10 protein-coding genes are annotated in these 14892 nt (G+C 61.8%); 6 read left to right on the top strand and 4 right to left on the bottom strand.

Annotated elements, in window-relative coordinates; genetic code table 11:
- The first annotated feature begins 43 nt into the window (after window positions 1-43).
- The 5 genes from hslU to AC13QE_RS25500 all read left to right on the top strand — a co-directional run bounded on the left by hslU (window position 44) and on the right by AC13QE_RS25500 (window position 8472).
- Entirely contained in the window at window positions 44-1354 is a 1311-nt protein-coding gene (gene hslU, locus AC13QE_RS25520; protein WP_488485798.1) for an ATP-dependent protease ATPase subunit HslU, read from the top strand.
- A gap of 274 nt (window positions 1355-1628) precedes the next feature.
- Window positions 1629-2582 (top strand): DUF1402 family protein, encoded by a 954-nt coding sequence (locus tag AC13QE_RS25515; RefSeq protein WP_488485797.1) that lies wholly within the window; start codon window positions 1629-1631, stop codon window positions 2580-2582.
- A 118-nt stretch (window positions 2583-2700) separates the two neighbouring features.
- Window positions 2701-4095, top strand: coding sequence for a cytochrome P450 (locus AC13QE_RS25510; protein ID WP_488485796.1), 1395 nt, complete (start codon window positions 2701-2703; stop codon window positions 4093-4095).
- Window positions 4096-4181: 86 nt separating this feature from the next.
- Complete coding sequence (locus AC13QE_RS25505; RefSeq protein ID WP_488485795.1) at window positions 4182-6185, top strand: hydantoinase/oxoprolinase N-terminal domain-containing protein; 2004 nt, start codon at window positions 4182-4184, stop codon at window positions 6183-6185.
- Between the two features lie 118 nt (window positions 6186-6303).
- Window positions 6304-8472 (top strand): malate synthase G, encoded by a 2169-nt coding sequence (locus AC13QE_RS25500; protein ID WP_488485794.1) that lies wholly within the window; start codon window positions 6304-6306, stop codon window positions 8470-8472.
- Between the two features lie 143 nt (window positions 8473-8615).
- Here AC13QE_RS25500 and AC13QE_RS25495 read toward each other — a convergent pair whose 3' ends face one another.
- Window positions 8616-9290 (bottom strand): L,D-transpeptidase, encoded by a 675-nt coding sequence (locus AC13QE_RS25495; protein ID WP_112414816.1) that lies wholly within the window; start codon window positions 9288-9290, stop codon window positions 8616-8618.
- Window positions 9291-9471: 181 nt separating this feature from the next.
- On the opposite strand from AC13QE_RS25495, the gene AC13QE_RS25490 reads away from it, so the two are divergent.
- Window positions 9472-10059 carry an MmcB family DNA repair protein gene (locus tag AC13QE_RS25490; RefSeq protein ID WP_488485793.1) on the top strand — a complete coding sequence of 196 codons (588 nt, stop codon included), beginning with the start codon at window positions 9472-9474 and terminating at the stop codon, window positions 10057-10059.
- 59 nt (window positions 10060-10118) lie between these two features.
- On the opposite strand, the gene AC13QE_RS25485 is transcribed toward AC13QE_RS25490, so the two are convergent.
- The 3 genes from AC13QE_RS25485 to hrpB all read right to left on the bottom strand — a co-directional run bounded on the left by AC13QE_RS25485 (window position 10119) and on the right by hrpB (window position 14587).
- Window positions 10119-10706, bottom strand: coding sequence for an ActR/PrrA/RegA family redox response regulator transcription factor (locus AC13QE_RS25485; protein WP_132719574.1), 588 nt, complete (start codon window positions 10704-10706; stop codon window positions 10119-10121).
- Window positions 10707-10781: 75 nt separating this feature from the next.
- Entirely contained in the window at window positions 10782-12074 is a 1293-nt protein-coding gene (locus tag AC13QE_RS25480) for an ActS/PrrB/RegB family redox-sensitive histidine kinase (protein ID WP_488485887.1), read from the bottom strand.
- A gap of 47 nt (window positions 12075-12121) precedes the next feature.
- Entirely contained in the window at window positions 12122-14587 is a 2466-nt protein-coding gene (gene hrpB / locus AC13QE_RS25475) for an ATP-dependent helicase HrpB (RefSeq protein ID WP_488485886.1), read from the bottom strand.
- Between the last annotated feature and the right edge of the window lie 305 nt (window positions 14588-14892).

Genomic DNA, 14892 nt, shown 5'->3' with positions numbered 1-14892 from the left:
TTCCTCTCTTGATAGTTTCCAGCCCTGACAGGGAACATACGAAATGACCACTTTTTCCCCCCGCGAGATCGTTTCCGAACTCGATCGCTATATTGTCGGCCAGCATGAGGCCAAGCGCGCCGTGGCGATTGCACTGCGCAATCGCTGGCGCCGCCAGCAGCTCGAACCTGAGCTGCGCGACGAAGTCATGCCCAAGAATATTCTGATGATCGGCCCGACCGGTGTCGGTAAGACGGAAATCTCCCGCCGCCTTGCCAAGCTCGCCGGCGCCCCCTTCATCAAGGTCGAAGCCACCAAGTTTACCGAGGTCGGCTACGTCGGCCGCGATGTCGAGCAGATCGTCCGCGATCTCGTCGAAGTCGGCATCGGTCTGGTGCGCGAAAAGAAGCGCGCCGAGGTGCAGGCCAAGGCGCATATGAGCGCCGAAGAGCGCGTGCTCGATGCGCTGGTTGGTGCCACCGCCTCGCCGGCAACGCGCGACAGCTTCCGCAAGAAGCTGCGGGACGGCCAGCTTGACGACAAGGAAATCGATATCGAAGTGGCCGATACCGGCTCCGGCATGCCTGGCGGCTTCGAAATCCCCGGCATGCCCGGCGCCAATATCGGCGTGCTCAATCTCTCCGAAATGTTCGGCAAGGCCATGGGCGGCCGCACGAAGAAGGTGCGCACGACGGTCAAGGATTCCTACAAGGAGCTGATCCGCGACGAGTCCGACAAGCTGATCGACAACGAGGCGATCCAGCGCGAAGCCGTGCAATCGGCCGAAAATGACGGCATCGTCTTCCTCGACGAGATCGATAAGATCGCCGCCCGCGACGGCGGCATGGGTGCTGGCGTCTCCCGCGAAGGCGTGCAGCGCGATCTGCTGCCGCTGGTCGAAGGCACGACGGTGTCGACCAAGTATGGTCCGGTCAAGACAGACCACATCCTCTTCATCGCGTCCGGTGCGTTCCACGTGTCCAAGCCTTCGGATCTTCTGCCGGAACTGCAGGGTCGCCTGCCGATCCGCGTCGAACTCCGGCCGCTGACCAAGGAAGACTTCCGCCGCATCCTGACGGAGCCGCAGGCAAGCCTCATCCGCCAGTACAAGGCGCTGATGGAAACGGAAGACCTGAAGCTCGACTTCACGGATGACGCGATCGACGCTCTCGCCGATGTCGCCGTACATCTGAACTCCACCGTCGAGAATATCGGCGCACGTCGCCTGCAGACGGTCATGGAGCGGGTGCTCGACGAGATCTCCTACAACGCCTCGGATCGTGCCGGAGTATCGATAACCATCGATGCCGCCTATGTCCGCGAGCATGTCGGCGACCTCGCCAGCAACACCGACCTGTCCCGCTTCATTCTGTAAGCGGGCCGGCAAAGGCGATTTAAGACAGTAAACACTCGACAGCGGGCCGTTAACTTTTTAGTTAGAGCGTGATGCCGAAAAGTGTATGTGGTTTTCGGACGACATCACGCTCTACTTTTTTGATGCTAGAGCGGATTCAGATTTTAGGTCGACAGACCTAAAATCATCCGCGCTAGAGACCCGTTTCTTTGTGTCGCGTGGCTTTATTCGGCCAAGATTATCCGTCAGGCAGCCGCACGGAAACATCGGTTTAAACTTCGACAGGACAGCCATCTTGCGACGGATACTGATCACTCTTCTTCTGGCAGTTGTCAGCTTTTCCTGGATACCAGCCTATGCGGATGCGGCGACCGCGGTGCCCTCGGGCAACCGCAATGCCGAGCAGCCGCCGGTTCCCGGCGCTTCGGTCCGGCGGACCCGCGGCACGAATTCGAGCTTTGAGCGCAAGTATCAGAAAGTCCGCGAATTGCTGGCGACCGATACGAAGCTGATGGCAAAGATCAAGTCGACAGCGCGGGCCTACGGCATCGATCCGATCCACATCATCGGCGCGCTCGTCGGCGAGCATACCTATAATGTCGATGCCTATGACGGTCTGCAGTCCTACTATGTCAAAGCGGCTTCCTATGCCGGCCAGAGCTTCCGCTTCGCCTATAATGGCGAAAACGTCGACGATTTCGTTGCGCGGCCGCAATTCGATGCCTGCAAGGGCAAGGGTGATTCCTACAGCCTCTGGACCTGCCGAGAGGATGTTTGGGAAGATGATTTCCGCGGCAAGACGGTCGGCGGCACATCCTATCCCGACAATCGCTTCAGCGCGGTCTTCTTCCAGCCCTTCTATGCTGGTCAGACTTTCGGCCTCGGCCAGGTCAATCCGCTGACGGCCCTTGAGCTATCGGATCTCGTCAGCCGCACCTCGGGCATCCCGAAGCTCAGCGAGAAGGATGCGGGCGGCGTCTACAAGGCGATCATGGACCCGGACCTGTCGCTTGCCTTCGTCGCGGCCTCGATCCGGAAGTCGATCGACGACTACCGCTCGATCGCCGGCATGGATATCTCTGGCAATCCGGGCATCACCGCGACACTCTACAATCTCGGCAACTCCCGCAAGCGCGCCGCCGCCCTCGCGGCCAAGAACCGCGGCTCTTCGCAGCCGGTCTGGCCGGAAGAAAATTACTACGGCTGGCTCATCAATGATAAGCTAAGCGACCTGAAGTCGCTTTTATAGGCGCGCAGCGCGACGTTTTATCGTCTGGATTTCGTAAGCGGCGTTCCCCATATCGGATGGGCGCGCCGCTTCAGCGGCATAGATCCAGCAGCGGTCGGTTTTCGAGGAGAGTTGATCCATGGATATGATTCCGGAAGCCTTCTCTCCGCCGGCGCCGATCCCGCGTACCATTCCGCCGTCGCGGTGGACCATCATCAAAACCATCCTGCGCAATCCGCTCGAACTCTGGGGCGAGCCCTCCTATACGCTGCCCTGGATCAAGACCAAGTTCTTCAACGAGCGGACGCTCATCGTCAACGACCCCGGCCTGATCAAGCATGTTCTGGTCGATAATGCCGCCAATTACCGCATGGCCGATATCCGCCAGCTCGTGCTGCGGCCCATTCTGCGCGATGGCCTGCTGACGGCGGAAGGGCCGGTCTGGAAGCGCTCACGCAAGGCTGTGGCACCGGTGTTCACACCACGCCACGCACAGGGCTTCGCCGGCCAGATGCTGAGCCAAAGCCTGGACTATGTGCAAAAATACGAGGACATCGGCGCGGAGGGCGCCGTATTCGATATTGCCACCGACATGACCGAATTGACTTTCGCCATCCTGGCGGAGACCCTGTTTTCCGGCGAGATCGTCACCGAAGGCGAGCATTTCGCAGATGAAGTCAATGAGCTCCTGCATCGCATGGGCCGGGTCGATCCGATGGATCTTTTGCGCGCTCCTGCCTGGGTGCCACGCATCACCCGCATTGGCGGCCAGCGCGTGCTCGACAAGTTCCGCGGCATCGTCCGCACCACAATGGATCAGCGGCTGGACAAGATGCGGCGGGATCGCGCCAGCGCGCCGGATGATTTCCTGACGCTGCTGCTCGAAAAGGCCGGTCCGGATGGACTGACCATGGATGAGATCGAGGACAATATCCTCACTTTCATCGGCGCAGGCCACGAGACAACAGCCCGTGCCCTTGCCTGGGCGCTCTATTGCGTCGCCAATAGCCCGCATATTCGCGATGCCATGGAAGAGGAAATCGACCGCGTGCTGGCAACCGATGCCGAGCCGGTCGCCTGGCTCGACCTGATGCCGCATGTCCGCGCCGCCTTTGAGGAGGCGATGCGCCTCTATCCGCCGGCGCCGTCGATCAATCGTGCCGCCATCGCTGATGACGAATGGACGAGCGCCAAGGGCGAGCGTGTGACGATGGAGAAGGGCATCACCGTCCTGATCATGCCCTGGACACTGCATCGCCACGAACTCTACTGGGAAAAGCCGCGCGCCTTCATGCCCGAGCGCTTCCTTCCGGAGAACCGCGGCAAGATCAACCGCTTCCAATATCTGCCTTTCGGCGCCGGTCCCCGCGTCTGCATCGGCGCCACTTTCGCGCTTCAGGAAGCGGTCATCGCCCTTGCCGTCATGATGCGCCGCTTCCGCTTCGACCTGACGGATGAGACCGATCCCTGGCCGGTGCAGAAGCTGACCACTCAGCCGCGTGGCGGTCTGCCGATGCGGGTTACGAGGCGGTAGGACTGTTTTTGCCGTTTGCCAGCTAGCGGCCCGGCCCGGAAGGGTGCAATAACGACATCACAGTGCATTCAAGGCTGGATATTGTCGTGACGTCTCATTTCCTGCTCGGCATCGACACGGGTGGAACCTACACCGATGCCGTTCTCTTCCATGAAACCGATGGCGTGGTCGCCAAGGCGAAATCGCTGACGACGCGGCATGATCTGGCCATCGGCATTGCCGGCGCCGTCGATGCGGTCATTGCGAAGGCCAACATTCCGGTTTCGGCGATCGGCCTCGTATCGCTGTCGACGACGCTTGCTACCAACGCGCTAGTGGAAGGGCAGGGCGGTCGGGCCGGCCTGGTCATGATCGGCTTTGGCCCCGAGGACCTCAAGCGTGACGGCCTTGCGGAAGCATTGGGATCCGATCCCGTGCTCTATCTTCCTGGCGGCCACAATGTTCACGGCAACGAAAACCCGCTCGATCTGACGGCGCTGCGCGATGCGTTACCCGAATTGGCGAAGTCGGTGTCGTCCTTTGCCGTCGCCGGCTATTTCGCCGTGCGGAATCCGGCTCATGAAATCAGGGTGCGCGATTGCATCCGCGAAATCTCGCATCTGCCGGTCACCTGCAGCCATGAACTCTCTTCCAAATTGGGCGGACCGCGCCGCGCCCTGACGACGCTGCTCAATGCCCGCCTCGTCTCGATGATCGATCGTCTCGTCGGCGCCTGCGAAGGTTTTTTAGCGACACGCGGCATTTCCGCCCCGATGATGGTGGTGCGCGGCGATGGCGCCTTGATTTCGGCCGATGAAGCCAAGCTCCGCCCGATTGAGACGATCCTCTCGGGTCCGGCGGCAAGCCTCGTCGGCGCGCGCTATCTCACAGGCCTCGACAATGCCGTCGTTTCCGATATCGGCGGCACCACCACCGATGTCGCCGTCATGGAGGATGGCAGGCCGCGTCTCGATGCCGATGGCGCTGTGGTCGGAGGCTACCGCACCATGGTCGAGGCCGTTGCCATGCGCACTTATGGCCTTGGCGGCGATTCCGAAGTGAAGATCAACGACCGCGGCCTCGTCGCCGCCTTCGAACTCGGCCCGCGCCGCTTGTTGCCGCTGAGCCTCGCCGCTCACACGCATGGCGATGCCGTCTTGAATGTCCTGGAGCAGCAGCTGCGGGCGACGCATCTCGCCCGCAATGCCGGCCGCTTTGCGCTCCGCACCGGCGTGCCGGATCATCTGGCAAGCGGCCTCAGCAGCCCGGAGCAGGCGTTGTTCGATCGCATCGGCAGCGTGCCCGTTGCGCTCGATAAGCTTCTGACGATGACGTCGCAGAAGGCGACGCTGGATCGGCTTGTCGCGCGCGGCCTCGTGCATCTGAGCGGCCTGACGCCATCGGATGCCATGCACGTGCTCGGAGGGCAGAACCAATGGAATGCAGAGGCTGCCCGCCTTGGGCTCGCTCTCGCAATGCGGCTGAAGGATGGTTCGGGACGTCTCATCGCCGAATCTGTCGAGGAATTGGCGCAGAAGATCGTCGATCGCCTCACCCGCCAGTCGGCTGATGTCATTCTCGCTGCCTGTCTTGCCGAAGATGGCGTGGCCGATCTGGATCCCGCGAGATCCATTTCCATCGATCGCGCCCTTCGCCGCGCGCCGGGGATTGCCCGCTTTGCCATTTCGCTCGATCGGCCGCTCGTCGGCCTCGGTGCTTCCGCTCCGGTCTATTATCCCGCCATTGCCGAGATGCTGGCGACCGAGAACGCCATTCCTGGTGATTCGGATGTGGCGAACGCCGTCGGTGCCGTCGTCGGTCAGGTCCGCACCAGCGTCACCGTTTTCGTCACCATGCCGGAGGATGGCATCTATGTGCTGAACGGCGCCGGCGAAAGTCTGCGTTTCACCGACGAGGATCGCAGTTTCGCCGATGCCCGCTCGCGCGCCATCGAGGCGGCGATGGCGCAGGCAAGGCTGAATGGCGCCGTGGATCTGGTGGTTGCGGTGGACGAGCAGGTGGATGCGCCCGAGGTGGAAGGCAGTCGCAAGCTGATCGAGGCCCGGTTCGTGGCGACCGCTACGGGCCGTCCCCGTATCGCCGCGGACTGATTATTTCCCGAGTGGCATAAATCTTTCGAACTATTGCCAAATTGACAGAAGTGAAACCGTCAGCAAAGTGGCAACATGTAAAAATTGAGCCGTAACACGGCCTTGAGGAGTATATGGCATGAGCCGCATTGAAAAACACGGGCTTCAGATCGAACAGGTCCTCTACGATTTCCTCGTCAAGGAGGCGCTACCGGGTTCGGGCGTGGATGCAGATGCCTTCTTTGCCGGCTTTTCCAAGATCGTCCACGATCTCGCACCGAGAAACCGTGAGTTCCTTGCCAAGCGTGACCGGATGCAGGCAGCGCTTGACGACTGGTATCGCAAGAACGGCGCCCCCGTCGATCTCGCCACCTACGAAGCCTTCCTGCGTGAGATCGGCTATATCGTGCCCGAAGGCCCGGCCTTCACGATCTCGACCACCAATGTCGACCCGGAAATCTCAGAGATCGCCGGCCCGCAGCTTGTCGTTCCCGTCATGAATGCCCGCTATGCCCTGAACGCGGCCAATGCCCGCTGGGGATCGCTTTACGACGCCCTCTACGGCACCGATGCCATTCCCGAGACCGATGGCGCCGAAAAGGGTAGGGGTTATAACCCCAAGCGCGGCGAGAAGGTCATCGCCTGGGTTCGTGATTTTCTGGATTCCACCGTGCCGCTTACCGGTGCAAGCTGGAAGTACGTCACCGGCCTTGCGGTCAAGGATGGCGCTTTGGCGGTTACGACCAACGGCGGCGCTATAAAGCTGGCCGATAGCAGTCATTTCGCCGGCTATCTCGGCGATGCCGCTGCCCCCACCCATATCCTGCTGAAGCAGAACGGCATCCATATCGAAATCGTCATCGACACGAGCACGGCCATTGGCAAGTTCGATCCGGCCGGCATTTCCGATGTCCGCCTGGAATCGGCAATCACGACGATCATGGACTGTGAGGATTCGATCGCGGCCGTCGATGCCGAGGACAAGGCCGAAGTTTACCGCAACTGGCTCGGCCTGATGAAGGGCGATCTGACAGAGGAAGTCGTCAAGGGTGACAAGACCTTCACGCGCCGGCTGAACCCCGATGTCGCCTACACCGCGCCGGACGGCAGCACCTTCGATCTGCATTGCCGTTCCCTCATGCTGGTGCGCAATGTCGGCCACCTGATGACCAATCCGGCCATTCTCGACCGCGATGGCAACGAGGTGCCTGAAGGCATCATGGACGCCGCCATCACCGGCCTGATCGCGCTCTACGACATCGGCCCGAACGGCCGCCGCAAGAATTCCCGCACTGGCTCGATGTATGTCGTCAAGCCGAAGATGCACGGGCCCGAAGAGGTCGCCTTCGCTGTCGATATCTTTACGCGCGTCGAAGACCTGCTTGGGATGCCCAGGAACACCATGAAGATGGGCATCATGGACGAGGAGCGCCGCACGACGGTCAACCTCAAGGAGGCCATTCGCGCCGCCCGCGAGCGCGTCGTCTTCATCAACACCGGCTTCCTCGATCGCACCGGCGACGAGATCCATAGTTCGATGGAAGCCGGCCCGATGATCCGAAAGGGCGATATGAAGCAGGCGGCCTGGATCGGCGCCTATGAGAACTGGAACGTCGATATCGGCCTGGAATGCGGCCTTTCCGGCCATGCCCAGATCGGCAAGGGCATGTGGGCCATGCCGGACCTGATGGCCGCCATGCTCGAGCAGAAGATCGCCCACCCCAAGGCCGGCGCCAACACCGCCTGGGTGCCGTCCCCGACGGCAGCGACGCTGCACGCCACCCACTACCACCGCGTCAATGTCGCCGATGTCCAGAAGAACCTGAAGAGCCGCGCCCGCGCCAAGCTGTCAGACATCCTCTCCGTGCCGGTCGCCTCGCGGCCGAACTGGACGCCGGAGGAAATCCAGCGCGAGATCGACAATAACAGCCAGGGTATCCTCGGCTATGTCGTGCGCTGGGTGGATCAGGGCGTAGGCTGCTCCAAGGTGCCTGACATCAACAATGTCGGCCTGATGGAAGACCGCGCCACCCTGCGTATCTCGGCGCAGCATATGGCGAACTGGCTGCACCACAAGGTCATCAGCGAAGCGCAGATTGTCGAAACGATGAGGCGTATGGCGGCGGTGGTCGATCAGCAGAATGCCGGCGATCCCAACTACATCGCCATGTCAGGCAATTTCGATAGTTCGGTCGCCTTCCAGGCCGCCCTCGATCTCGTTCTCAAGGGACGCGAGCAGCCGAACGGCTATACCGAACCGGTCCTGCATCGCCGCCGCATCGAACTGAAGGCAAAGCAGGCGGGTTGATAGCTCGTTTGTGATGTTTTGCGGCCAAGAACAATGCTTGGCACCTTCTTCCCAAAGGGAGAAGGAGGGACGGCCACCCGCCCCAAATAAAAAGGCCGCCGGATATCGATCCGGCGGCCTTTTTCAATCCGAATATCCAGTGATTACTGGACCACGACAACCTTGGTGCTGCGGCCCGGAAGAACGCGGCTGTAGAGATCGATCACGTCCTGATTGATCAGGCGGATGCAGCCGGAGGAGGCGGCGGTGCCGATCGAAGCCCATTCCGGCGTGCCGTGCAGGCGGAACAGCGTGTCCTGGCCCTTTTCATTATAGAGATACATGGCGCGCGCGCCGAGCGGGTTGGAAAGGCCCGGGTTCATGCCGCCGTCGACATACTTGGCAATTTCCGGACGACGGACAGCCATTTCCTTCGGCGGGTGCCAATTCGGCCATTCCTGCTTCCATGCAACATAGGCGGTGCCGGACCAGGAGAAGCCCTGCTTGCCGACGCCGATGCCGTAGCGCATCGCTTCGCCATTGCCGAGGATGTAGTAGAGGTGACGCTCGCGCGTGTTGACGATGATCGTGCCTTCGGCCTCATCCGTCTTGTATTCGACGATCTGACGGCGGAACTGCGGCTTCACCTTCTGGATCGGGATCGCCGGCAGCTGAAAGCCATTGTCGGTCGTCACACCATAATCGCCATCGAACGTCTTGATGGTCTCGGTAGCCGAATTTGCGGTAGCGGCCGGCGCTGCTGCGGCGGTGGTGGCATAGCCAGCCGATGCGAGCATTGCGACAAGGCCGAGTGCGGTCATAGCATTACGGATGCGCATGGAAGTCTCTTGAATTTTCGTGGCGGGAAACGGATGGCTATCAACCATCTTTGTCTAAAGTTTATTTTCCATTAAACTTGGCTTTGCAAGCTGCTCTGGCCCTACAAAAATAGTGCCGGCGCGCAAATTAGAAGGACATGGTTTTTTTGCAACAACGCCAGGCCTGTCCCCGAGTCAATTCATGACGATTTTGAACGTTTACAATAACAATCCGTTAATAGATGGCCGGCAGTCGGAACGGGCCATGCTTGTACGCAAGGGCGTGCAACTTTTACTGCATGACATGCGTCACGCCGTGCTACCCGAGCTGCCCCTTGCCAGCGGGCGCCGCGCCGATCTCATCAGCCTTTCGGAGAAGGGCGAGATCTGGATCATCGAGATCAAGACCTCGATCGAGGATTTCCGCGTCGACCGCAAATGGCCCGAATACCGGCAGCATTGCGACCGGATGTTCTTCGCGACGCACAAGGACGTGCCCCTGGATATCTTCCCGGAAGATTGCGGGCTGTTTCTGTCGGATGGTTATGGCGCCCATATGATCCGCGAGGCGCCGGAGCATCGCCTGCCGCCGGCGACGCGCAAGTCGGTAACGCTCAACTTCTCCCGCGCCGCAGCCCAGCGCCTAATGCTGGCCGAGTGGGCAACGGGTAAAGATTTTGCCTTCTCCCCTCGGGGGTCCGAAGGACGGGTCGAGACCGGTGGCTCGACCCTGGTTGGTGCCCGCCCTTCGATAGCGCAGGACGCCGATGAGGGAAGCGAGGAGCTTTAGCTTCGAGTGGTTTTTGCAACTCGCGCCTACAGCATCCTTCTTCCGAGGCAAAGTATGCTCTATTTCGGCGCCCGCTTGGCAAGGATCCGCTGCAAGGTGCGGCGATGCATGTTGAGCCGTCGAGCCGTCTCGGAGACATTGCGCTCACACATTTCATAGACGCGCTGAATATGCTCCCAGCGTACGCGGTCCGCCGACATCGGGTTTTCAGGCACTTCGGCCTTTTCACCAGGGCGCTGCGTCAGCGCGGCATAGACGTCGTCTGCATCGGCGGGCTTGGCGAGATAGTCGAGCGCGCCGAGCTTGACCGCGGTCACTGCCGTCGCGATGTTGCCATAGCCCGTCAGCACCACAATATGTGTATCGTCACGCCGCTGGCGGATGGCTTCGATCACGTCGAGCCCGTTGCCGTCGCCGAGGCGAAGGTCGACCACGGCATATTTCGGCGGGGTCGCCTTGGATTTGGCAACGCCTTCCGCCACGGATTCCGCCGTCTCGACTGCAAAGCCGCGTGTCTCCATTGCCCGCGCCAGCCGGCGCAGAAAGGGGCCATCGTCGTCGACGATCAGCAATGTAGCATCCGGGCCGATATAGGCCTCGGCATCCTTGGCCCCTGCTTGCGGGGCCACGCTTTCCTTATCCGTCATTTTATCTTCTATCCCGGCGACCATCCGCCTGCATATTCAACCGATTTTGACGATGGCAGTTTTAAGCCGCGAAAATCATTTTGTCGAATTACTGTCGATTAACACGCGCGGCCATTCGACGCGGACACGCGCTCCCGGCGTCTCCGCGTCGCGATTGCCGAAGGAAAGTGTAGCGCCAGAGCGTTCCAGCAACGTCTTGGCGATGAAGAGCCCGAGCCCGAGCCCGCCTGCCGTGTCGTCGCGCTGGCGTGAGGTGACATAGGGTTCGCCGATCCGCGCCAGTATTTCCGGCGAGTACCCGCCGCCGTCGTCCTCGATGATAATAGTCAGAGTTTCGGCGGTGTATTCCACCGTGACGGTCACAGTCTTGCGGGCGTAGTCGACCGCATTTTCGATGAGGTTGCCGAGGCCGTACATGATGCCGGCATTGCGTGACAGAACAGGCTCGCCGGAGCGGGGACTCTTTTCGATGAGTTCCAGGTTGATTCCGAATTCGCGATGCGGCGCGATGATCTCTTCCATCATCGAGGATAGCGTCAGCCGCCGCATATGCGCCTCATCCTCGGAAGAGAGCGTCGTCAGCCGCCGCAGGATATCGCGGCAACGCTCGCTTTGGCTGCGCAGCAACGCCACATCCTCGCGGAACCGGTCGTCTTCTCTGAGCTCCCGTTCCATCTCCTTGGCGACGACGCTGATCGTCGCAAGCGGCGTGCCGAGTTCGTGTGCGGCCGCTGCCGCTAGGCCGTCGAGCTGAGACAGATGCTTTTCCCGCTGCAGCACCAGCTCCGTCGCCGAAAGTGCATCCGCGAGCTGCGATGCCTCCATGGAGACGCGATAGGCATAGAAGGCGGCAAAGGCCATGGTGGAGGCGATGGAACACCAGACGCCGAGCTGCATCACGCTGTGCACGTTGACGGCAACACCCTCGTACCAGGGGAGCGGGAAGGGCGAGAAGGCGAGGCCGCTAATGCAGATCATCGCAAGTCCGATCAGCGGCATGCTGTAGCGGATCGGCTGCGAGGCGAAGGAGATGATGACGGGCACGCAGACCAGCACTGAGAAAGGGTTGGCAAGCCCGCCGGTGATCAGCAGCAGCCCGCAGAGCTGCAGAAGATCGAGACTGAGCAGCGCGAAAGCCGCCGGCGGTTCCAGCCGGTGCGTCGGCGGATAGCGCAGCGTCAGGAAGAAGTTGATCCAGGCAAGGCAGGCGATCAGCACGCAGCACGGCAGGAGCGGCATCGGAAATTTCAGCCAGAAGGCAACGATCATCACCGTCACCGTCTGGCCGCCGACTGCCAGCCAGCGCAGGCGCACCAGTGTCTGTAGCCTTAGCCGCCGGCTGGTATGGTGGCCCTCCTGTGCCTTCATTTCGGCTTCGGAGAGTTTTTCCAGTCCTCGGAAGAAGCGTGCCATCGTCAGGTCCCCCTTGGCTTGGCGCGTGTCGTCGGCAAGGCCTCGGCCGGATCTTCCGGCCATGGATGCCTGGGATAGCGGCCGCGCATGTCGGCGCGGACATCCTTCCAGGATCCGGCCCAGAAGCCCGGCAGGTCGCGCGTCGTCTGGATCGGGCGATGTGCCGGCGATGTCAATTCCAGCACCAGCGGCAATCTGCCGCCGCCGATGGCCGGATGCTGCTTCAGCCCGAACAGCTCTTGCACGCGGATGGTGAGCAGCGGCTCCTCGCCGTCATATTGTATAGGATGGCGCTGACCGGTGGGCGCCTCGAAATGCGTCGGCGCCATTCGGGCGAGATCGCGCTGCAGTTCGTGCGGCACCAGCGACATCAGTCCATTGGAGAGCCCGCCGGCCGAGATATCGGAGAGGCCGCGCGCATCGCTTTGAAACGGCGTGAACCATTCGTCGAGTCGGCCAAGCAGTGCTTCATCGCTCATGTCGGGCCAGGGCTCGCCGATCGTCCTGTATAAGAAGCCGATCCTGTCGCGCAGCTGCATCGCTTCCTTGGAGAAAGGCAGGACGTCAATGCCGAGTTCGCGAATACCTTCGGCCAGCGCTTTCGCCGCCTGTTCACCGGAGGGGTGGGGCAGGGGCGTTTCCTCGAAGATGATGGCGCCGAGCCTTGTCGCCCGCCGCGCTCGCACCTGTCGGCTCGCTTTATCGAAAAAGCTTTGATCTTCGGTGCGGATCTCGCCCGGCAAATGCTCTTCGACATCGGCGCGGGAAATCTCTGCGGCCGCCAGAATGCGCGCCTGCGCCGCACGTCCGGTTAGGTCGGCAATGACAAGCATCTGGGAGCCGGCAAGCCGCTCGGTCTCCGGCAATTCCGCGCCGCGCCCATTGGCCATGACGAAACGTCCCCGCCCGCCGCGCTGCAGCGCGATGCGGTCGGGAAAGGCATGCAGCAGTAGTGCGCCGGCGAGCGGAGGAATAGAGGAAGGGGTGCTGCCGTTGCCACCGGCCGCTTGAGCGAGACGCCCGGCAAGACGACGCGCAGCCTCGGCCCGTTCACCCTTCTCGGCCTTGAAGCGTCGCAGCCGGTCTTCCAGATCGATGCTCTGGCCGCCAAGCCCCTGTTCCGTCAGCAGCACAGCAAGCAGCGCCGCCTCGCGCGCCTGGCCGAATTCGCCAGCGGAAATAACCATGGCCGCCAGTCGCGGAGGTAGGGCGAGCTCGCGCATAAGCCGGCCGCGCGCCGTCAGCCCGTTGTCCGCGTCGAGCGCACCCAGCTGCCGCAGCAGGGTCCGCGCCTCGGCAAGCGCCGTTGCCGGCGGTTGGTCGACGAAGGCAAGCGTTGCCGGATCCTGCACGCCCCAATGAGCGAGGTCGAGTGCGAGGCCGGAAAGGTCGCTGGAAAGAATCTGCGGTGGCGTAAAGGCCGGAAGCGCCGCCGTCTGGCCCGGGTGCCACAAGCGGATGGCGATACCCGGCTCAGTTCGCCCGGCACGGCCCGCGCGCTGATCGGCCGAGGCACGCGATACGCGAACCGTTTCGAGCCGCGTGATGCCAGTCGAAGCCTCGAAAACGGGCAGGCGCTGCAATCCGCTGTCGATGACGATGCGCACGCCATCGATGGTGATGGAGGTTTCGGCGATCGAAGTTGCCAGCACGATCTTGCGGGTGCCCTGGACTGCGGGCCTGATCGCCGCGTCCTGCTCCTTCTGGCTGAGATTGCCGTAGAGCGGCGCGATCATCGTCTCCGACCCGAAGCGGCCTTCGAGCCGCTCCACCGTGCGGGTGATTTCCGCCTGACCGGGCAGGAAGGCGAGAATGGAACCCTGCTCGCTCGCATGTGCGTTGAGTATCGCCCGCGTCACCGCATCCTCGATCCGCTCTCCCGCTGGCCGATCCTGATGGCGGATATCGATCGGAAAGCTGCGGCCCATGCTTTCAATCACAGGCGGATGGTCGAGGAGTGCTGCGACACGCTCGACATCGAGCGTTGCAGACATAACAAGGATGCGCAGATCGTCGCGCAGCGCCGATTGCACGTCGAGCGCCAGCGCCAGGCCGAAATCTGCATCCAGCGAGCGCTCGTGGAATTCGTCGAAGATGACGGTGGAGATGCCTGATAGTTCGGGATCGTCGAGGATCATCCGCGCGAAGACACCCTCCGTCACCACCTCGATGCGGGTCTTGGCAGAGATACGGTTGTCGAGCCGCATGCGATAGCCCACCGTATCGCCGACCTGTTCGCCAAGTAGCGAGGCCATGCGGGCAGCAGCGGCCCTTGCCGCCAGCCGCCGTGGTTCCAGAAGAATGATCCTGCCATCGCCGCGCCAGGCCTGCCCTAAGAGATAAAGCGGCACCAGCGTCGTCTTGCCGGCGCCGGGCGGCGCGGAAAGCACGGCACGCCGCTCTTTAGCGAGTGCGGCGCCAATATCGGCAAGCACATGCGAGACCGGCAGCTCCGGCAATGAAGGCACTCTATATGTCACGCCGGCTGGCTCCACATATGTTTATGGGCGAAAGCTGGAGTTTGCCGGTTCGACGCGGCTCGCGCCCACCTTTTATCGAGAGGCACCATATCCGCTCCCTTCAATCTCTCGATGTCTATTAGGTCCTGGGTGTCCGGCTGGCAATGCGAGGCGGATCCGGTGCTTGCAACAGGCGCAAGTAGCCCTTTGGGAGCGCTTATCGGGACGATTCCGGCAGGCGACGTAAAATGAATCCCGAAATCGCCGCTAATCGCGAAAAAATCTCCAGGATTTCAGCGCCACTTACAAAACCC

This window comes from Martinezella sp. CNPSo 3957 (assembly GCF_057784395.1).
The sequence above is the reverse complement of the archived record's forward strand: the minus strand, read 5'-3'. Positions and strand labels throughout refer to the sequence as shown.

Coding starts and splice junctions, on each gene's coding strand:
- AC13QE_RS25485 (WP_132719574.1), bottom strand. CDS start 10,706: ATGACGGATAAGGAAAGCGTGGCCCCGCAAGCAGGGGCCAAGGATGCC.
- hslU (WP_488485798.1), top strand. CDS start 44: ATGACCACTTTTTCCCCCCGCGAGATCGTTTCCGAACTCGATCGCTAT.
- AC13QE_RS25495 (WP_112414816.1), bottom strand. CDS start 9,290: ATGCGCATCCGTAATGCTATGACCGCACTCGGCCTTGTCGCAATGCTC.
- AC13QE_RS25480 (WP_488485887.1), bottom strand. CDS start 12,074: ATGAAGGCACAGGAGGGCCACCATACCAGCCGGCGGCTAAGGCTACAG.
- AC13QE_RS25510 (WP_488485796.1), top strand. CDS start 2,701: ATGGATATGATTCCGGAAGCCTTCTCTCCGCCGGCGCCGATCCCGCGT.
- AC13QE_RS25490 (WP_488485793.1), top strand. CDS start 9,472: ATGACGATTTTGAACGTTTACAATAACAATCCGTTAATAGATGGCCGG.
- AC13QE_RS25500 (WP_488485794.1), top strand. CDS start 6,304: ATGAGCCGCATTGAAAAACACGGGCTTCAGATCGAACAGGTCCTCTAC.